Here is a 22,179-nt window from a genome sequence, read left to right on the forward strand (position 1 = left end):
GTGAAGATCCTTAGCGAGACACTGGCACAGTGTGAAATTGAAGGTCATCCAACAGAACATCAATACGTTGACGCTGCTGATAATAGCTGATGGATTGAAGCCCTAATGGCCTAAGTGCCTCCATCAACTCGGCGATCCCCGTTCCGGCATCACGAGGATCATGTGCATCGGATCCGATGGTCAATGGAACATTGTTCCTCAGTAATTTCTCCAGCAAAGCGCGGGAAGGATAGGACCATCTTCCTGCAATTTCTTTACCCGTCGTAGGATCAAGGCTAGATTTTCGCAGGCCCGAAGCATTCAGTTCATATGCAATACCGCTGCGTACGAGCGGCGCAATCAACGGTTCAAAGCGACGCAAAAACACATCCTCTGGGATTGCGCGCAGTAGCGTGTCAGCGTGCCCAACCGCATCAAACAACCTGCTTTCCAGCAACGCTTCAAGCTGAGCAAAGTACTTGTCCAGAAAGGAGTCTGCCGCTAACCGGGGCAGTTCCCAGACCTTCACTATCGGCTCATCGGCAACAGTGACGTAGTGAATTGAACCGATGACAAAATCCATTGGATAGCGGGCAAGTAATTGCCGGTTATAACGCTCAGTACCCGGCATATAATCGAGTTCCAGTCCGCGTAGCAGCGTGATCTCGCCTTTATAGGCCTGCTGCGCCTTATCAATATCGGTGAAATAGCTCTCCAGTTCCGATTCCAGCAAACGGTTCTGCGCATCCACTGGGAACGGAGCATGATCAGTGATGGTGAGTACCGTCACCCCCGCAGCAATCGAGGCACAAACAAGTTCGTCGATAGTACCTACAGCATGTTTCGAGTAGAACGAGTGGCAGTGCGAATCAATCATGCTGCCTTCCATTGTTCAAGCAACCCGGAATGCTTCCCCATCTCTTTGACCAGCCAGTAAGGATTATTGGCGGTCGCGATGATCGCGCGCAGCTGAGGGGTGTCTTCTAGCCGCGCCAGCAGTTCGGTTAACGGCTGGGTATATAACACGCGGGACAAGGGATTATCCCGCACATGGCTCGCCAGATGATGCCAGTCGATCGCATCAGAATGGATATTTGCAACACGCTCGGTCTCAATACCGTACAGAAACACATCGCCGTTGGGTTTAATTGTCACGTCCATGCCATTAGGCTGGGGTGCTCGGTTCAGGCTGCCAAAGGTAAAAGGTTTATCCACTTTGGACTCAATCGCGGCAATATATCCCTGTAAGTCCAGATAACCCTCCGGCGTATCTCTTGCCGGATGAACCAGATTTTTGTAGTCGATGTTAAACGTGTCCGCACCTATTAATAATTTGTCTTCCAGTACGCTGACTGGCTTTATGCTGGCGTTAATTCCCCATGAGGCCAGTTCACTCACCAGATATTCGCGAGTGAAGGCCCGATCGATATCAATTGAGCGAAATGAAAAACTGAGCGATGACGGTTTTTTGCGCTGAACATAATCCAGGCTAAATCCATGTGCACGCCATTTTACTTTTTCAATATGGTGGCTATCTGAACTCAGGCGAATATTACAGGTATCACCATTGTCGGAGGCAAGACGATTGATCTCATCAAAGATCTTTTCCATCTTCTCATGGCGAAAAAAACCGCTGGTAATAAACTCAAAGCTGTTGCCCCCTCGGGACAACGCCAGTAACTCATAAAAGGTATGAATGTTATTGAGCGGTTCACCTTCGCCACTCACGGAAATACGCTTTACGGAGGGATCATTAATGAGCGCCGACAGGTTGTCACGTGCCTGCGTTGACAGCACCATACTCTTACCCGTTACGTGCTTATCCGCATACATGCAGAACGCACAGCCGATGCCGCAGATCTGGGTGATATCCACGTAAAGCAAATGACCATGTAAATCCATATATAATATTCCGCCATATTTTTGAAAAAAAATTCAATTTGGTACAAATCAAACTCTTTTGCAGTGTATGTTTCAAACACCAATTCTCTGCGTATATCTCCTCGGTGCCTTTGATGTATTTAGACAGGTTCCGGGTCCGATCCCAACAAAGCCTGTAAACGCGCATCGGCCTGCGCCCTGCCGCCCTGTAACATCGTTAATACTGCGTTGTCTTCCTGCTGGTGCTGCGCACCAAACAGATCTAATCGATCGAGCATATAGACCGTTAATACGGTACCAAGGCCGGTGACGCACCCCGTCAGCACAGCCACTAGGGTAGTGATCAGCCCACCGGGAAGAACGGTAAACATCGCGCCGAGAGTTTTGCTGAGATACTCTTCAAGCAGTACACCACCAATGACGAATGCGCCGCTGACAGCAATCTTTAGCCCTGCATCTAGTGCTTCGGCACGGCTTGTACCCTCTGGTCGTATCAATACAGTTTTGGCTGCGCGGAACAGCGAAAAAACCCCTTCTCGGATCATTCGCACCAGGTTGCGGGCAGTTGTGAAGAAGGTGTTAATCAGCGTTGTCATCAAGTTACTAATGATTCCGCTAATAGCCCCGTCACGAAACGCCGTTAGCACGTTACGCCAGTTATCGAGACAGCTTTTTGCCACCCGCCCAGCACGGATTTTTAATGCCTCCCAGACATGCTCCTGGTCCACCCCATCACAAAACCCGTTATGCCAGCTGTCGTGAACTTCCAACAACAGGCCGTCGACAAAATCCGTCAACACCAGGCCAATCGCCTGCTGTAGGCCCATTTTTCCCGCTTCGACAGCGCTGGTTTTCAGTAAATATGCACCGAATTTCGCACTACCGTAGTAGCCCCAACGAAGACTGCTTTCATACTGCTTGCGCGCCACTTCATCCAGCTCGCGCAATTTTTCCTGATCGACGGCGTTCTGCTGTTTGTACTTCTCCAGTGCGTTCTGATCTTTTTTGCTCAGAGGCTCATTTTTGGCTTTCTCTTCCAACCGGGCAATTTTGGAATCGCGATCGGCGCGGTTTTTGTTCAACCAGGCGATGTACTCCTCTGCACTCTTTTGCAACTTCGATTCATTGATCGAGTGGTGCGTCTGATGCAGATTGGTTTTGTGGTTCGCCAGATCCGCACCATTGGCCTCCGCCAGCCAGACTGCAGGGTCGTTATGGATTGAGGCGGCAGAAATAAGGTGATCCTGCTCCGCATCGGTATTCCTGCTCAGTGCCTGTCCGGTATAGGCATCCACTGCTTCGCCTGCATCCTGTTTTTTACTGTTTTCGGCGTTGGTCTTCTTGTAGTTGTCGTGCTTATGGTATGGATCACTGTTGTACTTACCGCGGCTTTCATAACGCACTTGCTCCTCTTCCGTGGCATACACCCCGGAGCGAACATTATGAATGGTATCGACATTCCCCCCCACCTTGTCCCATGCAGAGACAATACTCCCCAGCCCAAACGGACCAATAATGCTATGCAGAAGACGCTGTCGGCACTCAGCCAGCATCAATGTTGTTTGTTCCGTGCGCCACTTCTGTTGATACTGCCGAACTTGCTGATGTGCCTGCCAAACACTGACATCGGATACTGTAACGACCTCTTTTGTTGGTGATGGTATGAGCTCTCTTGTCTGTCGTTGACGCTGCTGGTTCAGACGCAATAAAAGTGTTTTTCTGTCCATAATCTCCCCTTAAAACACACCTGCACGCTGGCTAAATGCCTCACGAAGCACCGCCATTAGCTCAGCAGCCTCAGTTTCCTGAATACCTAACTCGAACGCCTGTTCAAGCGCAGTGTGGATATCAGGCGGATTGGCAATAAGACGATTAATTGTGGCTTGTAATATCGAGGAAAGATGCCCGCTCATCATCCCCAAGCAGCAGGTTTCGATATCGCTGCGCACGTCAGACGGCGCGATACCTTCCTCTTTAGCACAAGCAAAGGCAACAGCCAGCATTGCCTCACAACGTTTTTCAAAACGCTGAACTTCATCCATTTGTTTGAGGACCTTATCTGCATACTCTTCCGTCGTCTGCTGTTGCCCGGCCACTACTCCCTGCTCAAACGCCATATTGCGCTCACGCCTTACACTGGCTGCAGTAGAAAGTCCTACCATACGAAACATGTTCGCCACCCAGCTGTCAGCATCTTTCTCATCCTGCCAGCGATGATACTCCCACCAAACTTTATCGGCTTCCGCCGTAGCGTGAATCCGTTGGCGAAGTAGTGCTACCTGAACCACTGCAGGAATCGTAACGCGAAACGCTGGTCCCGCCAGGTCTAGGGCGGTCCATAGCCCAGTAATCACCCAGCCAATCGGCCCCAAGAAAGAAGCTGCCCCTCGCGCAGCCACAAACGAGGCTGCGGACATCACCACCGTCCGTCCGAGCAGTTGGCTGGCAAAGACGTTGGCAATTAACGATGCCAAGAGCAAGCTTGAGAAGCGGCTAGACTGCAACTGCGTCATTAATTTTGCTTCTGGGAAAAGCATCGTACTACCCTGAGTAAGATCCATTTTTTCAAGCAGATTTTTGCGTTGAGCTTGGTCCATATCCGACCAAGCCTTGCGAGTAATCGCCGCCAGCACAGCCAGTTCGATAAGGTCAACGCCCCAGTCCTTCTCGTACGTCGCGTCAAGCTTGTCCGCCACATCGTTCACCACGGTTTTCCACTCAGGGCCACCGCCGCGAAACAGATTGACGACGGTATTTCCGCCAAACTCGCACAGCTCGTGGGCAATCAGATCGGCATACTGACTGTGTGCCGGGCAATGGGTTTTATAACGTGCTTTACTCTCAATGCCGCTGCTGAACGCCTTCGTGATGTATTCCACCAGCGGGGCCAATTCGCTATCCGATGCGTTGCTTAATACTGGCAGCAGTTGACTATCACCTGTACTCATCATTATTTTCCTGTTCTGTACTAACATCGTCTAAGTCGCGTTTAATGTTACTGATGGTGTTACCAAAGGTTGCAAGAAAGCCATCGAGCATCGGACTGTCAACAACCGTGGCGCTAAAGCGCAGCCGCCCGTCGTCAAGCTCGCTGACCTGTTGGTCGGATGAAAGTGGCGATTCCAGCAAAAGTTGCGCCCGCGCGGTTTCAAGCGTGAAATGAATTCGGATATGTCGCCCTTCGCCGAATCCGAAACGCCCGTCATCGTCGTAACGTTTGAGGTTAAAATCCGTGGGGCGGGAAAAGTGAAAGGTACTGCAGACCGCCGAGGTAATGCGGTTCAGAGCCAGGCTGCGCTCGTTATCGTAGCCTTTAAAGCGGCAGACCAGATACAGTCGCGAGCCCTGTTGAGCCAGCCCGAGGGGCATCACCTCGACCTGACGGCGAGTACCGTGCGCATTGCTGTAATCAATATTCAGCCAGCGGTTGTAGTAAAGCGCTTCACTAACCGCGTCAAACACGCCTTCCTGGATCACTGGCGGTAGGAGTGGCTGGCTGGCAGCGACTACCCGCACCTTCTGCGACCATTCCCGCTCTCGCTGCGCCTGTTCGCTGTGGCTAAGAGTGTGTCCCGCTTGGCTAAAAAATGGCGAAAATGAAGCCATCAGATGTGCGGGTAGCAGATGCTTTAAATGCGCCTGCGCCATCTGCATCAGCAGCGATTCTGCTGGCGATAACTGCGCCAAGCTCAGGCCTCGCGAACCTACCCGCCATCGCCAGCCATAGGGGCGGCAGCGATCATCACACTCCAGATCGAAGTGTTGGCTCAGGCGTTCAAGCTGGCGCTGAATGGTACGCACATTACGCTCAATACCTGCATCCATGAGTTGTTGATGCAACTCATGGGCAGTAATGCGCTGATTACGCGGAATACGACGCAACAGCTCAAGAGCAAAAAATGTGGTATCAACGCTGTTTGTTCGCTTTGGCATTACGGCTCCTGTAGCAGCACCCTGAATGCGTAACGCATTTATACATATCAGATTTATCGGCAATGGCCGTCAATACTTAACCGATTTATTCCCCACCAGATAATGAGCTGAGTATGCCAGATGCACGCGACAAACTATGTCGCAGTAATAAAAAAATCAGTGGAAAGACACGACACGGTTATTGGCCATTTAGCTCGTTTTTGGCTGACATAATGCCATACGATATATTGGTGCTTAAGAATGAGAATATGCGTGCTCTGAGAGAATAATTATTAACCACTAAGATCCGTATCGGCATGTGGAAAGATTTCAGCGAATCACTCATGTCAAGCCTACTTGGCGGGTCAAACACCACCATCCCGACTTGCTGATTGTCGCAAAATAGCCTCTTCGGTCAGGCTTTCGTCCTATATAGTTCGTATCTATACCAAACCCGCTAAAGCAACATTCCTGACTCTGCAACCGACTCTGCTGGGTCACAAAGAGAATATTCAGTAGGACAGTAAAAGTCATGGGGAGAGTGATGAGCCCTACCCTGAGACGCTATGGGTTAATCTCAACACTTTCGAATTCTTGGTCGATTAAAATTTATACCGGCGCGATGTTCAAAGTATTAAAAACTTCCTTTTTTGAATAAAAAAAATCAGGCCCTTTCACCATAAAAAAGGCCTGACCTGTAAAAATAAATTATCCTCTACTACAACCGAAGTTCCTGTCACCCTCACCAAAGACTTTGGTATCGAGTTTTGTCATGTAATCCAGTCGGTTAAGAAGATCATAGTAAACCTCAACATAATCAGGATCATTGACCTCCAGCATATACCTGCAGTTGTCAGGAAAATGGACGAGTTGTGGGCAATCTTCAAACGTCAAACCCAGAGCGCTGTACCAGGCTTTCATGATCATCACTCCCAGGCTGTCTTCGTATTTAAAATCACCTAAATGGTAATAGGCATGTTTATTGAACAACAGACAGATATGAAAGTGGCACTTACCCAGCAGCGTAAATTCTCTGACCCAGATATTACGTAAGGTGTTCGGGTGTATTCTGGTACCGTCACGCATTCTGCGATCCTCACTGGCGCTGAGGGTTGCTTTCAGTGCATTCAGGAAGCGGGAGATCGCGCCTGGTTCCTGATTATGAAAGCAGGAGATAGTATCACCTCTATCCAGAATCGGTGGGTAATGAAGATCTACCCGCAATGCCATTGTTCGAGGATATTGCCTGATGGCATTATTTAAGGTCTGCTCAATTTTAACTTTATAATCAAAAATATGTTCACCATGAGTGCCATTATATAAATGCATAAAATATTCCTTTTTAATAGTCCTGTGGTAACACAGGACTATATTAGTGACCGTCGATTGGTGTTCTACTTAATAGAGATAAATATAATACCTTTCCTACATTTAAATTAAGACAAAAGCACCCCGCAACCAGTAAAGACTGATTGAAAATAACTCTGCAATAATATAATTGAGTGGTGGGGACTATCTGCTTTCTACATCTTATAACCTCATTAAGTCACATCTAATAAATCAACAGGCTGAATAAAAATAGTTTTTCCTTTTTTATAGGTCTTTATTCTACCTTGAGAATAAAGCATACCTAATAACTCTGTCGTTTTTTTGTTATCCCTGAAGCGATTGGGACCATATTGCTGTATGGTGTTTTTCCTGATGTATGGCAAAAGATTTTGGCTGCAGTAATTTTTCACCCACCAATACATTTCATCAACATCTGTATTTACCATCATCGATTCCTTAGGTTTAGAAAAAATATTAATGTGTTCATTTGCATACCACAGGCTGATCGCTATGGCAGCTTCCACGGCAACAAGGGATATATCTCCTTTATCTTCGTTGAAGTAGTGCAACAAAGCGGCGATTCTTGCCATATTTTCAGCTACCTTGGATGCGTAATCTTTAAATTCTGAAAGATTGCCTATAATCCCCATTTCTGATTCAATTCGATTATAAAATTCAATCCATGCCAGTTCTGCTTCAGAAGAAAAATGCAAACAAATTCGTTCTCCCTGACTAATCATACCTTCATCAACGATCTCCATTAATCGTTTGTGGAACACCGGTAAATGCTCACTTGAAACAGTCGGGTTAGTTATTTTCCTCTGCCCTTGTGTTGAGTAGGGATGACTAATCAGGGTACGAGCAAAAAATCCTATCCCTTTTGCTATCTCACCTTTCTTCTCGATATACCCATCCATGACTATAGGCTGAACCATCAGAGATAGTGTCAGTCGAGCATCTTTTATTAATCTCTCTGGTTCATTTTTCCTTTCTACTGAGTAAGTTGATCCATCCCACATTTTATTAATGAGTGGTAACTCATTTAATGTATAACCATTAAAAATACTCCCTGCCTCATCTGACATCATGCCAACTGATCTTTTATGCCCACAGAGATGCTCTTTTAGCGCCGCAGGTGTCACATCGTTAAATATCCACTTGTGCCTAACGGGTTCTACAGGACAACTGGCTTGCAGTATTTTCAAAGACTCACGTGTATCTAATGGGTCTTTACCACGGCGAATCTCTGATTTCAGTTTTGACATCAAGGCCTTTTCTTCAGCCGTGAAGATCTTTACGCTATTTTGCCAGTTAATGAACTCCTGCTTATATTGCTCAAAAAGTTGCTCTTCTCGCTGATACAGCGGCTTCATTAAAAGCTTACTCACTGTACTTTTCCTTTCCCCTGACTCCGCAATTGTCACGATAAACAGTGATACAGGGCTACGCAGATTATTCAGCCTGCAGACATCAATCTGGTTCTGACAAACCAGAGAAATCACACCAAGCATCTCTGCTGCAATTAGAGGAAGTGGAGCTTGAGTTTGTTGCTCTGCCTCATAAATTGCATGCCCAATTCTTGCTGGAAACAGATGTATAGGAAATGTTTGGTTTCCTGACATAAAACACCTCATGATCAATTAGTGTCGAAAATACCTTCGCTTAAGTTGCTATTCCGCTATTAATAGTGGAAATAGCAAGATGCATTTCCGACCATTAGATAAAAAAACAAAAAAATGATGGAAAAATTTCAGTCTCTTAGCGTTCATTGATCCAACAGAGAAGGTCACTTAATAACCAACCGCAGGATTTCAGACCAATGGACTTGCGTTGAGGAAACTTACCTGACCGCTCCAGTTTCCAGGCTGTTGACCGAGAAATGGACGTGATATACTGCCGTTCCTTTTCCCGTACCAGCCGGTCGCCTTTCTCACCGTAATCGCGCAAGATCTGTAGTCGTTTTTCAGCGAGTGGGGGGATAAATGTTGTATTCATACTGCCTCCTTTGTTTTGGTAGAAGCAGTTTGTACAATTCAGATAAAAATATAAAGGAGATGAGTGCCCACTCAATTGCTACATAATGGACACCTGATTGAGCACTTTATTGAGCAGTCTTATGCGCAGAAAAAAAACAAATATTTCTTAGATAATCAATTAATTCTTTTTGGGTAATTGTTTTTTGTAAACCAAGCCTCCCAACCTCCTCTAACAAATCATTGGCAATCAATTCAAACATCACATCAAAATTATCATTCCAGTAGTACGACCTGGCTATAATGGATATAACATCATCTTTTTTTTGAGACCACCCTCCATTTTTTAATTGTGTGAGAGATCCCCTCTCTTTATCGAAATACTCATCAAACCACCGATCAACTGTTGACCGTTTAACTTCTTCAATCTCTTCACAATAAGACTTTCTAAGTGAATTCAAGATGCCTGTTGCAGTCATCGCCTTCAGTTTATTGTCATGCTTTCTGCAATGTTTATAAATGAATATGGCAGTGATAAAGTTTTGGATATAGCTTTTTTCAGCCTTTTTGAACTCATTACTTTCGGGGGCTAATGATTTGAGAAGCTTTTGATAGCTTTTGCCATCAATCTGCAAGTCAGTATGAGCAATAAATACATCTTTATTAAAAATCAGATAATCTTTGTCATCACGACCATAAACTGTAACGTCTCCAGGGATGTTTCCCCATACCTCATTCGCATTTCTAAGGTTATAATTATCCCTTGTCAAATGGGTTGTTTTTGTAGGTTTTAGTTTCCAAAAGCCACTGGCATATCCATTGTAGACATATTTAAAAAACGAACTACCGCTGAAAATCGGATACTCATTTATTTCAGACTGGTCACAAGGTATGAATGTTCTTAATGCAAACTGAGAGCTGCTCTCATGTTGATAAAAATCTCCTCCTGCCCTGATATTAAATGTATCATAACGATGCTCTTTCTTATTAGCATAACGAATTATTCGGCAGTATTCTGAACGAAGATTGACATAGAGGCTGATGTTATTATCCAGCCATGTAGATATAACATCTTCCAGTCTTACATTATATTTCTTCGAAAAATCGTCAACATGATAAAAAGCATCCGGAATATCGAATTGCTCAGAAATATTAAACAACTCAGAAGCATCAAAAAAATCGGAGTTACTTGTCATTTATCGCCACCAATTTATTACCTTTATAAATTACAATAGATAGTATCAAGGTAAAGCGGTGAGTTTAAAAACTTTTTCATGGCAAGTAAGTTCTACATCATCTCAAATCGAGAGATGTACAATACTACACTTTGAGCGATGCAGGCATTTACCATGTTATCCCATTGTACCAGCCTTGCGGGTTGTCCCTCTCCACACTAGAATCAGTGCAACAAAACGAGGCTTTCACCATGACAAAAAAAACAACACATACTCAGATCACCAGAACTCAAATCTACCGCGCAGTTGCCAGCTCAACCGCAATCGAAACGGGCGTTTCTGTGCAAAAACTTGAGCAGCAACTCAAAAAAAATCAGGCACAGGCGAAAGCCGTTGGCCTCGCTCGCCAGTCTGGCAAAATATCGCTCACCAGCTGAATCATAGGGCTGTAGTGCCCTGAGACACTCGCCCGTATTGCCTTGCAGTAAAACATCTTGTGCTCTCCCACAGACTTTAGTCCAGTAAGTCCTTCCCCGCCAGAACTGGCAGCGCATCGCAAAGCAGTCGTGACAAATGTTTGTTACCTTCTCTGAAGGGGTGGATCAAAATAATCTCCAGGTGGCATTCAGCCAGATAACTAACCAGTTCCGGACGAGCCAGAGATTTCAGCTCACCAGACCTAGAAAGAAACTGTTTCTCGAAACCATCAAGAAGAAACGGAACCCTATCAGCATCGGAAAACTGGAAGCCATCCTTTATCATTGTAGCTTTACCCACCCCCACATATTCCCAAGCTGAACCACACTTCCAGCAAACTCAGCATAAGGCGCTCATGGCTAACCGCCCACTCTCTCCAAAAAAGCTATCGAGACAATGCTGTGGATAATGGAAGAAAAATGGATAGGTTTTAACGTTGTAATTACACGTCTTAGATGAATTATTGAATTTCCTTCACTAACTTACTGAATATGTTGGTTTAAACAAGGTTGTTAAGTGAGGCTGGGTAAGATAAGCTTGATTCACTCTTTAGCGTTGGACGTTTACGTCTAGTCGGGTGATTAGCCAGACTCTAACTTATTGAACGTATTTAGGGTTGCGAAAGTGTCGCAACCCTCACTCGTTCCTCCCTCAGGTTGCGACACTTTCGCTTCCTCTAGTAAAGAGTTGAGCCCGGCAGAACATATCCTACCGGGCTTTTTTACAGGTAACATTATGTCAGTAATTAGCAGCCTAGCTACTTCGTTAAACCAGAGCGAACTAGAAGTGAGAGCATATCTCTCTAATGCATCAGGTAAGTACAAGGTCTACAGGATTCCCAAACGCACTACGGGATTCCGGATCATTGCGCAACCCGCTAAGGTGCTTAAAGAGTATCAACGCGCCTTCCTCCAGCGTTACCGTTTTCCAATTCATGAATGCGCAATGGCCTATCAAAAAGGTAAAAGCATCCGTGACAACGCACTAGCGCATGCGCATAACCGCTATTTACTCAAAACAGACCTAGAAGACTTTTTTAATTCAATTACCCCAGATATCTTCTGGCGATGTGCTGAGTTGTCTTCTGTTGATGTCCAACTGTTTCTACCCGAAGATAGACGCTATGTGGATCAAATTCTCTTCTGGAAGCCCACAAAACGCAGTACACGGTTGGTGCTAAGCGTTGGCGCGCCTTCTTCCCCAATTATCTCGAATTTTTGCCTTTATGAATTCGACAAGCTCATATACGAAATCTGTCAGAGTTTGGATATTGTCTACACACGCTATGCGGATGACCTGACATTTTCTTGTGATGTCCAGGATGTACTTGGCTCTATTCCTTCCATGATCGAAACTCTTTTAAATAAGCTTTTCAAAAAAAAGTTAAGACTTAATCGTGGAAAAACCGTCTTTTCCTCTATGGCACATAACCGCCATGTTACAGGCGTCACTCTGAATAACGAAGGCAAACTTTCTTTAGGGCGTGAGCGCAAGAGGTTCATCAAGCATCTCATTAACCAGTACCGATATGGATTGATAGATGAATCTGACAAGGCCTATCTTGTTGGTCTACTGGCTTTTGCGAGCCATATTGAGCCTGAGTTTATTATCAGAATGAACAATAAATACTCGACAGAAACGATGGATCGTTTAAGGAGGCATCTGTGACAAAACAACTGGAACGTAAAGCCAAAGGTGGAAGCTTACTCTCCGCCTTCGAACTCTATCAGCAAGAGAAAAATAAGAACCTTCATGATCTAAATAATAAATCTGACCAATGGTTCGAGTTCTGCTGGAATTATCTACAACAACCAGCCCACGATGGTAGCCTCGATATATATCATCCTGAACATCCGTTTTGCCTACGTTCAATGTCATTTACTGATTTTCGCCGGTTTCCACAACTTGATATTAACTTTGAAGAAGATCTTACCATTATCATCGGTAATAACGGACAAGGTAAAACCAGTATTCTTTATGCTATTGCCAAAACGTTAAGCTGGTTCACAGCAAATATCCTCAAAGAAGATAGCAGCGGACAAAGACTAAACGAATACTCGGATATCAGGAACAATTCAGATAACAACTTCTCAGATATCAGTTCTAATTTCTTTTTTGGAAAAGGGCTTAAGAACATTTCCATTAGACTTTCACGCTCAACTCTTGGCGCAGCTGAGCGTAGAGAGAGCATCATTAAACCTGCTAAGGAGGTTGCTGATATTTGGCGGATTATCAATGAGAGGAGGGTGATTAATCTTCCTATTTTTGCATTCTACTCTGTTGAACGATCGCATCCTTTCAGCAAGCCAGCAAAAGAGAGTATTGAAAAACGAGAAGACCGTTTCGATGCATACAATCACGCCTTGACTGGTGCTGGACGCTTCGATCATTTTGCTGAATGGTTCATCTATCTTCACAAAAGAGCCCAAGCTCAAGGGGTATCGGCAATCGAACTGCTTGAAGAGCAGGTTAATAATCTGAAGCAGTCAGTGGAAAATGGACTGACTTCCATGGTACCACTCTTAGAAGAAACACAAAAAAAACTGCTTACGGCTCAGATGAGAAAAGAAGCCCTTCAATCAGTTAGCATGCTAACTGAGACGGCCCAAATGGATATTGTGTCCAGAGCTATTACCACTGTTGTCCCCAGCATAAGCCGAATCTGGGTTGAGACCGCATCTGGTGCGGACATAATCAAAGTTACCAATGATTCACAAGATGTCAGCATTGAACAGCTATCTGATGGACAGAGGGTGTTTCTGGCTCTGGTCGCTGATCTCGCTCGGCGCATGATTATGCTTAATCCCTTGTTAAAAAATCCACTTGAAGGCAGAGGTATCGTCTTAATTGATGAGATTGAACTGCATCTTCATCCGAGATGGCAACAAGAAGTTATCATCGTTTTACGCACTGTATTCCCTAATATTCAGTTTGTCATTACCACTCATAGCCCAATAGTGTTATCAACTACTGAGATCCGCTGTATTCGAGAGTTCAAGCAAAACAGTGAAAGTGGAGAACTATTTCTTGACTCACCTCCAATTCAGACCAAAGGAAGTGAAAACTCAGAAATTCTTGAGCAAGTTATGGGAGTTTTATCGACTCCACCGAACATTGCAGAATCTTATCTTGTCAGTAACTTTGAGAAATCAATTATTGATGAGAGTGACGACTTGAGTGCCGAATCACGCCAACTTTACGATAAAATCGTTTCTCATTTTGGTCAGCATAGTTCTGAACTTAAAAAAGCAGATAGCTTGATTCGCCTTCACCGCATGAAAAACAAAATCAGCAAAGCCAAACGCGAGAAGGATAATTAAGGATGAAATCACTCAATCGCACCGCAGGCCCGGCGCATTTGCATCAGTTCAAGTCAGGACGCGATCCTTGGATGTCTGTTGAGCAAAGTAATATTTGGCCGCATCTGTTGGAGATGCAAGGTGAATTTTGTGCATATTGCGAGTGCAGCCTCAATCGAAAGCACATTGAACACTTCAGACCCAGAGGGAAATTCCCCGCATTAACCTTTGAATGGGTCAATTTATTTGGATCTTGTGGCGACAGTTCAAAAACAGGAGGTTGGCAACGTTGCGGGATTTTCAAAGATAATGGTGCAGGGAATTACAATCCGGATCACCTCATCAAACCTGATGATGACAATCCCGACGATTATCTTTTATTTCTGACAACAGGACATGTGGTTCCAGCTAAAGAGATCTCCGGCACCAAATTATTAAAAGCACAAGAAACTATCCGTGTGTTTAATCTCAACGGAGACCCTTCTCTACTCGGCAGTAGAAAAAAAGCGTTAAATTATATTATGGAAGAGGTAATACTTCTTCATGAGTCGTATGAAGACCTTGGAGACGAACTATGGCGTGAAATGCGTGACCAAGAAATTCAAACAATTGGGAGCAAAGAATTCAGCACTGCATTAAAACACGCATGGCTTCATAACAGTGAATATTAAATACAGCACCAGAATCACATTTAACTAACTGATTAATAACATCATTTCCACACACAACCAGATTGGCGGGTCTATTTTACATCAGAGAAATCTAAGGGGTGATATATGCGCCCCTTCTCATTCGTAAATTACTGAATCATAGGAACCACCAACACATTTAAGGTTGCTAACCTCCACTAAATTGTATTAGCCCAGGCCAGACTTCGGTTATCGCTTCTCGTCAATTACTACCAAACTTATTGACAAGAACTAGCCGGCTGATACCGATCTTCTGCTGAATTAAGCTCATATTTTGCCAAGCTCTTACCTCCGTCCAAACAAGTTCACAACGTTGTTTTCCTGCTGTCGCTGATAGTTGTTAACCCGGTCTTCCCAGATCTCAAGCGCTCTACGCTTTTCAGTCAGGTAATCATAACGATCATAGTGTTTCGAGCTGACGTCATTCAAAGCGTGATTCTGGATACGGTCGCGGATCTCTTTGCTGATCCCCGCCTCCCCCATCAGCGTTTTACAGGTGCGGCGTAAATCTCGCGCTGTGAAAACCTTAAACTCAGGATTAAAAGCCCGGAAATACATGATAGAACGCGCCAGACTATCGGTACGCACCGGTCGTTCGCCATTGGTCGAGAGCGGGAAGATATAGGGGCTGTTACTTTCCTTAGTCAATTCTTTCACTGAGGCTAATTCACTTAATGCCGATTCAGTCAGCGGGATCAGGTGCTCACGCTTGTTTTTCGATACATCGGCTATGACCAGTAACGTCTTTTGCTGCCAGTCAATCGCGCTCCATTGGCTGGCAATCATTTCAAATGGACGCTGCCCGCCAACATAAACGCAAAAGCGGATTAAATGCTGCATCAGCGGCCCAACATTTGTGGCCTCTGCGAACTGCTCCATGACAACACGCAGCTCTTCCAATGTTAACCATGTATCACCCACCTTTTCCGCCGAAGACTGCTTCGGTATGGCCGATACCGGGTTAACCTCAAGGCCGAACGTAATACCCACACTGGTATTCATCGGATCGTTATCAGCTTTCAGACCGTAGTTAAATGCCGCCATCAGGTAAGAACGGACTCGGTTCGCATGGACCACCGCATCACGCTGGATAATGCCTGAGAGAATGGTTTTGATCTGCAGAGGTGTCACGTCCTTCGCTTTGGTATCACGAGGAATAACGGTGTAGCACTCTCTTTCCATGCGTTTCAATACATCAGCCCACGTCCGCTTGTTGTCGAGCTTCATCTTATTGACGTAACCATGCACCAGTTCTTCAAACGATCCCTGAGAACGATGCAACTGCATAATGTGCTGTTCGGCCAGGCGCTGTTGCTCAAGCTCTTGCTGGGGCTCTTTTCCTTCAACAAGCCAGGCACCATACTTTTTCGCCAGCTCATTGGCCGTCACCAGTTTCATCTCAGGCCAGATGCCCAACTGGATGAACTTCTCTTTCTTCCCTTTCTCAACGTAGTAACGGAAATAAAAAACTTTGCTGCCAGAAGGCTGAACCTTAACGCCAAGCCTGCCAGTACCACGTTGAGCACTGTTGCTCCACACGTAGTACGACGTGCTTTTTGTCTTCAATCCACGTATAGCAGTCTCAGTAAGATTAGCGGCCATGAGTTTACCTTTCTAAGGATAAGCGTTACCTGACCCAATGCCCATTTTGGGTCAGGTAATGGGTCAGGTAAGGATAGTACAATGGGGAAATAAGAGAACCAATCAGAAACAAAAATAACTTAATAACCGATTGATTATAGACAATTAAAAATACAAACAGAGACAATGGCGAACAATTAAAAACATGCCAATTTTATGACTCATAATCGCTTGGTCGCTGGTTCAAGTCCAGCAGGGGCCACCAAATATCAAGGACTTAGATAAGTGATTATCTAAGTCCTTTTTCTTTGGGTCGAATTTTGGTCAGGTAATGAATTAGCGTCCCTGCCGTCTTCATCTCTCTGCAACATCCCCAGATATTAATGTAAGCCATTAATTCCGGTCGCAATATTACAATGCAGCGTATCGCGACTTCGTCGCAGCAAGCCCGTTGCTTGTCGTGCCCACAGGATATCGACCGTGCGAAGATAAGGTGATTGCTCCTTCCAACCAGACCCTCTGTGAGCGAAACGAACCAGTTAGTACTTATCGGCTTGGGTAATCCCGGCATCAATATGTGAACTAACTCCGTCCCGCCAGGCGATTCTGGCCATTCGCCACGTCAACAAATGCATGCAGATTAGCGTTAACCTCTGTCACAACAGTATGATATACAAAAACGATGAGCTCGTTTATTGCTCTCACCTGCGACAGGTTTACAGAAATACCCAACAACAGGGAACGTATTCTTTTCAACGATGCAGCAAAAAAGACCGACACATAAATATCATCATTTTCACTACTCCCATCAGACGGAACTTTACTGGATATAACCCCTGTCATAAATGGTAATATATTTCCACCATAGCGAAAAAAACATAATTATCAACAATAATATCTAATCTCAAAAATAACAATACAGATATCACAATCATCCACTGAAAAATGTATGGGCATACAAGAAATGTGTCTCCACCTTTAACAATCACCACAAAACCAGGAATAAAGATGCAATTAAAACGCCAGTAATAAAGCACTCATCGACATCTCGCTTTCTTAATACGACAATCATTCTCCCTCATAAGAATTGTCAATGTCATCTTTTAATAACATAGACGCAGATCAAATAAATCGCATAAAAATTCCATTCAGAATATCCAGCCTGCCGATTAATTAGCAATTAAACCATTTTAATTGTAAAAGCATTATTTTTTTAAATTTTAAAAGCAAATAAAACACCTTCGTTAGATTTTTATATTGTATTCAATTACACCTACTTGACTGTTTTTTTTAACACGAAGATTATAAAACCATATTCCCCTACCTTTACCGAGAGATTCAGTTCATGGCACTCAAACGCTTGCTTAAGACAGAGCCTATGCATGATGAAGCCTGTCTGTGTCACAGCCCGGCATTCATCCGAATAAATACCATCCTGACACGTGAGGCTCGCCAGGCCCCACCGGTTTCAGCGCAGACAGTTAAAGAAGCACTTTCTATAAACGATGGTTACCTTCATGATGCGGAACCCACCTCACCCGGAGTTGTCGCGTTTACGAACATACGCCTGTTTGATGGTATTTCTGATTCACTGCGTACCGGGCTTAATATCATCGTTGAAGGAAATAAAATCAAAGCGGTCGTCCCGGCAAGATTACCTCTCCCTCCAGGCATAGAAACCATCAACGGAAATAATGGCGTGTTAATGCCAGGCCTTATTGATGCACACTGGCACGCTATTATGGCTCGCCCTTCAATGATGACTGCCATGACGGCAGATTTTAACTATATCCAGGCCATGGCTATCGCTGAAGCAAAAGCCACGCTGCTACGCGGGTTTACCACAGTGCGCGACATGGGCGGCCCGGTATTTGGACTCAAACGAGCAATTGACGAACAGATTGCAATTGGGCCCCGTATTTATCCTTCTGGGGCATTTATTAGCCAGAGTGGTGGGCATGGTGATTTTCGAATGTTGAGCGATATTCCTCGAGCACCAAATGAAGCATTAAGTTACAGCGAGCGCGTCGGGATTACTGCTATTGCTGATGGTCAGGATCAGGTCCTGCTACGTGCCAGAGAGCAGCTTATGCGCGGTGCCTCGCAGGTAAAATTAATGGCGGGTGGTGGGGTTGCATCACAGTACGATGGTATTGATGTGACTGAAGGGTCTGTCCCGGAAATAGCGGCTGCCGTTACCGCTGCAGAAAACTGGGGTACCTACGTAACCGTTCATGCTTATACGTCCCGGGCAGTCACAATGGCGATAAGTGGTGGAGTTAAATGTATTGAACACGGGCAAATGGTTGATGAAGATACGGTAAAACTGATGGCAGAGAAGCACATCTGGTGGTGCCTACAACCCTTTCTTGATGATGAAGATGCGGTCACTATGGCGACGCCCTCGTCGCGAGCTAAACAACTGGTTATGTGTGCAGGTACCGACACAGCCTATCAACTGGCAAAGCAATATAAGATAAAAACCGCATGGGGAACTGATACTCTCTTTGATGCTCATCTGGCAACACGTCAGGGGGCGCAACTCGCCAAACTTACACGCTGGTATAAACCCGTTGAAATCCTGAAGATGGCCACCAGTACCAATGCCGAACTGTGCGCAATGTCGGGACCAAGAAATCCATACCCACACAAACTAGGTGTAATTGAAGAAGATGCGCTGGCGGACCTGATCCTTGTTGATGGTGACCCGCTGACCGATATTCAGCTAATTGCCAACCCAGGGGAGGCTTTCAGACTTATTATGAAGGATGGCGTTATTTACAAGAACACCTTGTAAAAAGGTACAAACTACAAAAGATGGCTCTTTTAGTTTTGTCGGCGTTCCCTTCAGGTTGTGTTTCTGCTTGTACGCCGACATTCTTTAATATTGCAACGCGAAATTTTTACGAATCCTCTGAATGTGGTTGAGCATTAACTCAAAAAGTAAGGTAATTTACTATTATCAATATACCTACCATGGTGAAGTGGCATTTCGACTCCAATATCATTTATTGTATCGTTAAGTTCACTTTCATCTATATTTTGATGAATACAGGATATATCATGAAAATGTACAGATAACAATTATAATATCGATTATTGCGAGCACGTATATTCACACGGAATCTTATTTATTCAACAAAAGCGCTGGAATGCTGCAACATCTCAAAGAAAACTGCAGCTTCAATAGGCCTCGAAAAGAAGTAACCTTGTAAAAAGCTGACCCCCATCGCGACCAATTTCTCACGCTGCGAGGCGCTTTCCACACCTTCCGCAATGGTCAGGCACCCCCTGTCTTTAGCAATAGCGATAATATTACGGACGATGGCTTCTTTGCCCTCGTCAGTTTCAATTTCTTGGGTAAAATGTTTATCGATTTTGATGTAGCGCGGACGAAGTTGCATCAACAGCTTATAATTGCAGTGGCCAGTACCAAAATCATCTGCTGAGAGTGTCACCCCCAGCATATCAAGTTGCTGACAAACCTCTCTGACAAACGCGGAATCCTCAACGGCGACTCTTTCGGTAATCTCCAACCCAATATGTAATGCCGTGTTCGCCGTTTTATCCCTGAACGACTGACAGGCATTTAACAAGCTATTGTCCCCAAAATCCGCAGCCGAGACGTTGAAAAATAGCGTCGTTAATGGAAGCGATTTCAAATCCAACAATTCAAAGCTTCGGATTACCGATTGGATGCCCAATTCGGTGATGCGGCTTACCAAACCATTTTTCTCAGCCAGAGGAATAAACCGATCCGGCGAAATATTGCCCCATTTCGGGTGCTGCCACCTCATCAAAATCTCACCTGCAACAATATTGCCGCTACGAGCCTCTACAATCGGTTGGATGAAAGGCTCTAGCTGGTTATTATCGATCGCTTCTCGTAACATAAAGAACATCGATTGACGATGAATAAGGTATTTTAAAAATAATATCGAGAGCCCCCCGGAAATTATAAAAATAAGTAAAATCCTGTCATGTTCACTCTGCCAGAAAGTTAGTAAACTAAGCGGTGCCAAAGGTAACGCACTGACACTATATTTAAATTGCGTCGAGGAATACGTGTCCTGTCCATCAGACAACTGATTTTTGAAAATATTCCCAGTGGCATCAAGCGAAATACCATCCACCGTCATGATGTAAGAATAACTCCCGTGATATTTTTTTAATTCATTTTGAATGTAATAATTATCTACGCCTACCATAACACTATTTTCTCCACGAGACACATGATAGACCAGCAGTGATTTAGAAGGATTGACGGAGCTATCGCTCATTAAAAATAATGATTTAGCGGGGAAGAAATGTGCATCTGATGTAAAACTCACACCGCCAAAAACTGAAGAACAATAAAGGTTTTTCCCCTGTAGTAAATTGATAGTTGTTACATCTGGCAGTGTAGCCACCAGCTTACGTATTTCAGTCTGTACTTTATTGCCACATTGACCATTAAGCAGGTCTGTCGCACGATGACCCGCAATGCTTGCATTGCCTATAATACTGTCCAGTTTACTAATAATAGCCTGGAGATAGTTCTGGGTCAGTTTTTTTTGATTTGTTATTAATTGGTGAAAAAGAAAACTTGTGCCTCCGGCACAGAGGAGAAAAAAAAGAGTTATACTAATAATAATGCTATTGCGGTAACGCATATGGCTCCAGATGATTTCATTCAAAATGGAAGTCGTAAATAAATTTATTTAATAAGTAATGAACAACATCCAGCTATCTGTAATTGTCATAGGACAATTAAATCTGTAGGCAAAGACGTAAGTAATAATAAGCCACTGCTTATCTTATGCGAATTTTCGACAGGGTTAGCATGAGGTACCAACTTTCCTCTGGCGTTAATATCGCTATTGATACGTCATGGTAAATGACAGCACGCCGTTAGCGGTGCCTGTAGTGATCGTATCCCCGGTCTGATAATAGCGCGCCTTGAGCGGCACGCTGAAACTGCCGCCAGTTGAGGAAGTTCCAACGGAGATATCGGAACCCAACGCCATCGGCAAATTGTTATAAAGCAGCTGAATCCCCACGCCAGTCGCTGCGTTATTGCCACCGGCAGTATTGATTACTCCTCTGCTAGCATCAAAAATACTCCCTTCCATTTTCACGCTAACTTTTGTTCCGGCATTGCAGGTCATCGGCAGGATGAACGATTGTGTGTAGGTATCGCCGGGCGTGGATCCTTTGCCGCTAAATGCCTTTTTATCTACCTCTTTCATATCAACAGGTATTGATGTCGTGGTTAAATTACAGGCAGGGGTAGTCACCGTGAACGCATTGATACTGACATTCGCTTGAGGTGATTGCCACAGCAACGCGTTATTCAGCAAAACCAGTGCACCTACCGTTCTTGCGGTTATCGTTCCGGACCCCGTTTCCGTTGCCGTTTTATAAAACGTTACTGTCACGGCGCCACTCAATGTCGGGTTGACCATTCCACTGGTGTTCTCACAGAGCTTAGCGGTATTGACATCGCCCCGAATAGTATTACTTCCGGTGACTGAGGCGCTGCCGCCAGCACATATTGTCGTGGAACCCGAGATGGAATAACCAATACCGTCGACATTGGTTTTATACACTCGCCGGCCGTTCACCATCGAATCAAATGTGCCGTTCGCCATGACGCCGAAAACCTGACTAGAGATCAAACCCTGATCCGAATTGAAACAACTAAACGAGTTGATCGTCGGTGTCACAAGCTGTGTCCCGATAACCGCACCTACGGGAAGATTGCGCGAAATCGTAATATTCTGTGGTGAGACAGTAGTTGACGGTGTTGTTGTTGTGCAATCCCAAGCAAGGACCGTACGAGAAAACATCCCCAGCGCAGCGCAAATCAGGATATTTAATATAAGTTTCATTTTTCTTTCACTCC

Annotated in this window: 17 protein-coding genes and 2 pseudogenes; 5 read left to right on the forward strand and 14 right to left on the reverse strand. The window is 44.8% G+C overall.

The genetic code is table 11. From position 1 onward, the window contains the following. Window positions 1–10: 10 nt before the first annotated feature. The 9 genes from On2M_RS20770 to On2M_RS24320 all read right to left on the reverse strand — a co-directional run bounded on the left by On2M_RS20770 (window position 11) and on the right by On2M_RS24320 (window position 10,270). The gene (locus tag On2M_RS20770; RefSeq protein ID WP_210905399.1) at window positions 11–856 is read right to left on the reverse strand and encodes a histidinol-phosphatase; all 846 of its coding nucleotides are present in this window, start codon (window positions 854–856) and stop codon (window positions 11–13) included. After that, entirely contained in the window at window positions 853–1,881 is a 1,029-nt protein-coding gene (locus On2M_RS20775) for a radical SAM protein (RefSeq protein ID WP_210905400.1), read from the reverse strand. Before On2M_RS20775 ends, On2M_RS20770 begins: the two co-directional genes overlap by 4 nt. Before the next feature lie 119 nt (window positions 1,882–2,000). Further along, window positions 2,001–3,587, reverse strand: coding sequence for a hypothetical protein (locus On2M_RS20780; protein ID WP_057992138.1), 1,587 nt, complete (start codon window positions 3,585–3,587; stop codon window positions 2,001–2,003). Between the two features lie 9 nt (window positions 3,588–3,596). Further along, window positions 3,597–4,811, reverse strand: a complete 1,215-nt coding sequence (locus On2M_RS20785) for a ubiquinol-cytochrome C chaperone family protein (protein ID WP_210905401.1) — start codon at window positions 4,809–4,811, stop codon at window positions 3,597–3,599. Next, window positions 4,795–5,793, reverse strand: coding sequence for a WYL domain-containing protein (locus On2M_RS20790; RefSeq protein WP_048225620.1), 999 nt, complete (start codon window positions 5,791–5,793; stop codon window positions 4,795–4,797). The genes On2M_RS20785 and On2M_RS20790 overlap by 17 nt, the downstream gene beginning before the upstream one ends. Window positions 5,794–6,480: 687 nt before the next feature. Continuing rightward, a complete protein-coding gene (locus On2M_RS20795) occupies window positions 6,481–7,101 on the reverse strand; it encodes an inovirus Gp2 family protein (protein ID WP_048225622.1) in 621 nt (206 codons plus the stop codon). 212 nt (window positions 7,102–7,313) lie between these two features. Beyond that, on the reverse strand, window positions 7,314–8,723 hold the full coding sequence (locus On2M_RS20800) for a YfjI family protein (RefSeq protein WP_048225624.1): 1,410 nt from the start codon (window positions 8,721–8,723) through the stop codon (window positions 7,314–7,316). Window positions 8,724–8,859: 136 nt separating this feature from the next. After that, window positions 8,860–9,096, reverse strand: a complete 237-nt coding sequence (locus On2M_RS20805; RefSeq protein ID WP_210905402.1) for an AlpA family phage regulatory protein — start codon at window positions 9,094–9,096, stop codon at window positions 8,860–8,862. Window positions 9,097–9,202: 106 nt separating this feature from the next. Beyond that, window positions 9,203–10,270 (reverse strand): hypothetical protein, encoded by a 1,068-nt coding sequence (locus tag On2M_RS24320; RefSeq protein WP_247605048.1) that lies wholly within the window; start codon window positions 10,268–10,270, stop codon window positions 9,203–9,205. 230 nt (window positions 10,271–10,500) lie between these two features. Between On2M_RS24320 and On2M_RS20815 the strand changes: the two genes are divergently transcribed. Beyond that, the gene (locus tag On2M_RS20815) at window positions 10,501–10,686 is read left to right on the forward strand and encodes a hypothetical protein (protein ID WP_210905403.1); all 186 of its coding nucleotides are present in this window, start codon (window positions 10,501–10,503) and stop codon (window positions 10,684–10,686) included. On the opposite strand, the pseudogene On2M_RS20820 reads toward On2M_RS20815, so the two are convergent. After that, window positions 10,623–11,050 (reverse strand): annotated as a pseudogene (locus tag On2M_RS20820) (Fic family protein); the annotation flags it as partial. The gene On2M_RS20815 and the pseudogene On2M_RS20820 sit on opposite strands and share 64 nt — an antisense overlap. Window positions 11,051–11,461: 411 nt before the next feature. Between On2M_RS20820 and On2M_RS20825 the strand changes: the two are divergent. The 3 genes from On2M_RS20825 to ptuB are packed head-to-tail and all read left to right on the forward strand — an operon-like array spanning window position 11,462 to window position 14,696. Continuing rightward, window positions 11,462–12,394 (forward strand): retron St85 family RNA-directed DNA polymerase, encoded by a 933-nt coding sequence (locus On2M_RS20825; protein WP_210905404.1) that lies wholly within the window; start codon window positions 11,462–11,464, stop codon window positions 12,392–12,394. Next, on the forward strand, window positions 12,391–14,046 hold the full coding sequence (gene ptuA, locus On2M_RS20830; protein WP_210905405.1) for a retron Ec78 anti-phage system effector ATPase PtuA: 1,656 nt from the start codon (window positions 12,391–12,393) through the stop codon (window positions 14,044–14,046). The genes On2M_RS20825 and ptuA overlap by 4 nt, the downstream gene beginning before the upstream one ends. A 2-nt stretch (window positions 14,047–14,048) precedes the next feature. Beyond that, window positions 14,049–14,696, forward strand: coding sequence for a retron Ec78 anti-phage system effector HNH endonuclease PtuB (ptuB, locus tag On2M_RS20835; protein ID WP_181553982.1), 648 nt, complete (start codon window positions 14,049–14,051; stop codon window positions 14,694–14,696). Between the two features lie 303 nt (window positions 14,697–14,999). On the opposite strand, the gene On2M_RS20840 is transcribed toward ptuB, so the two are convergent. Both On2M_RS20840 and On2M_RS20845 read right to left on the reverse strand, forming a co-directional pair. After that, a complete protein-coding gene (locus On2M_RS20840; RefSeq protein ID WP_181553981.1) occupies window positions 15,000–16,316 on the reverse strand; it encodes a site-specific integrase in 1,317 nt (438 codons plus the stop codon). A gap of 359 nt (window positions 16,317–16,675) precedes the next feature. Beyond that, a pseudogene (locus On2M_RS20845) lies at window positions 16,676–16,873 on the reverse strand (TA system toxin CbtA family protein); the annotation flags it as partial. Window positions 16,874–17,640: 767 nt separating this feature from the next. Here On2M_RS20845 and On2M_RS20850 point away from each other — a divergent pair. Next, entirely contained in the window at window positions 17,641–19,092 is a 1,452-nt protein-coding gene (locus On2M_RS20850; RefSeq protein WP_210905406.1) for an amidohydrolase family protein, read from the forward strand. A 334-nt stretch (window positions 19,093–19,426) separates the two neighbouring features. Here On2M_RS20850 and On2M_RS20855 read toward each other — a convergent pair whose 3' ends face one another. Continuing rightward, window positions 19,427–20,947 (reverse strand): EAL domain-containing protein, encoded by a 1,521-nt coding sequence (locus On2M_RS20855; RefSeq protein WP_210905407.1) that lies wholly within the window; start codon window positions 20,945–20,947, stop codon window positions 19,427–19,429. Between the two features lie 204 nt (window positions 20,948–21,151). After that, a complete protein-coding gene (locus On2M_RS20860) occupies window positions 21,152–22,165 on the reverse strand; it encodes a fimbrial protein (RefSeq protein ID WP_210905408.1) in 1,014 nt (337 codons plus the stop codon). Window positions 22,166–22,179: the final 14 nt, after the last annotated feature.

This window comes from Citrobacter sp. On2M, from assembly GCF_018035235.1.
Taxonomy (GTDB): domain Bacteria; phylum Pseudomonadota; class Gammaproteobacteria; order Enterobacterales; family Enterobacteriaceae; genus Citrobacter; species Citrobacter meridianamericanus.

Excerpts from the sequence above, each read along its gene's own strand:
- On2M_RS20770 (WP_210905399.1), bottom strand. The coding sequence starts at position 856 with ATGATTGATTCGCACTGCCACTCGTTCTACTCGAAACATGCTGTAGGT.
- On2M_RS20775 (WP_210905400.1), bottom strand. The coding sequence starts at position 1,881 with ATGGATTTACATGGTCATTTGCTTTACGTGGATATCACCCAGATCTGC.
- On2M_RS20780 (WP_057992138.1), bottom strand. The coding sequence starts at position 3,587 with ATGGACAGAAAAACACTTTTATTGCGTCTGAACCAGCAGCGTCAACGA.
- On2M_RS20785 (WP_210905401.1), bottom strand. The coding sequence starts at position 4,811 with ATGATGAGTACAGGTGATAGTCAACTGCTGCCAGTATTAAGCAACGCA.
- On2M_RS20790 (WP_048225620.1), bottom strand. The coding sequence starts at position 5,793 with ATGCCAAAGCGAACAAACAGCGTTGATACCACATTTTTTGCTCTTGAG.
- On2M_RS20795 (WP_048225622.1), bottom strand. The coding sequence starts at position 7,101 with ATGCATTTATATAATGGCACTCATGGTGAACATATTTTTGATTATAAA.
- On2M_RS20800 (WP_048225624.1), bottom strand. The coding sequence starts at position 8,723 with ATGTCAGGAAACCAAACATTTCCTATACATCTGTTTCCAGCAAGAATT.
- On2M_RS20805 (WP_210905402.1), bottom strand. The coding sequence starts at position 9,096 with ATGAATACAACATTTATCCCCCCACTCGCTGAAAAACGACTACAGATC.
- On2M_RS24320 (WP_247605048.1), bottom strand. The coding sequence starts at position 10,270 with ATGACAAGTAACTCCGATTTTTTTGATGCTTCTGAGTTGTTTAATATT.
- On2M_RS20815 (WP_210905403.1), top strand. The coding sequence starts at position 10,501 with ATGACAAAAAAAACAACACATACTCAGATCACCAGAACTCAAATCTAC.
- On2M_RS20825 (WP_210905404.1), top strand. The coding sequence starts at position 11,462 with ATGTCAGTAATTAGCAGCCTAGCTACTTCGTTAAACCAGAGCGAACTA.
- ptuB (WP_181553982.1), top strand. The coding sequence starts at position 14,049 with ATGAAATCACTCAATCGCACCGCAGGCCCGGCGCATTTGCATCAGTTC.
- On2M_RS20840 (WP_181553981.1), bottom strand. The coding sequence starts at position 16,316 with ATGGCCGCTAATCTTACTGAGACTGCTATACGTGGATTGAAGACAAAA.
- On2M_RS20850 (WP_210905406.1), top strand. The coding sequence starts at position 17,641 with ATGGCACTCAAACGCTTGCTTAAGACAGAGCCTATGCATGATGAAGCC.
- On2M_RS20855 (WP_210905407.1), bottom strand. The coding sequence starts at position 20,947 with ATGCGTTACCGCAATAGCATTATTATTAGTATAACTCTTTTTTTTCTC.
- On2M_RS20860 (WP_210905408.1), bottom strand. The coding sequence starts at position 22,165 with ATGAAACTTATATTAAATATCCTGATTTGCGCTGCGCTGGGGATGTTT.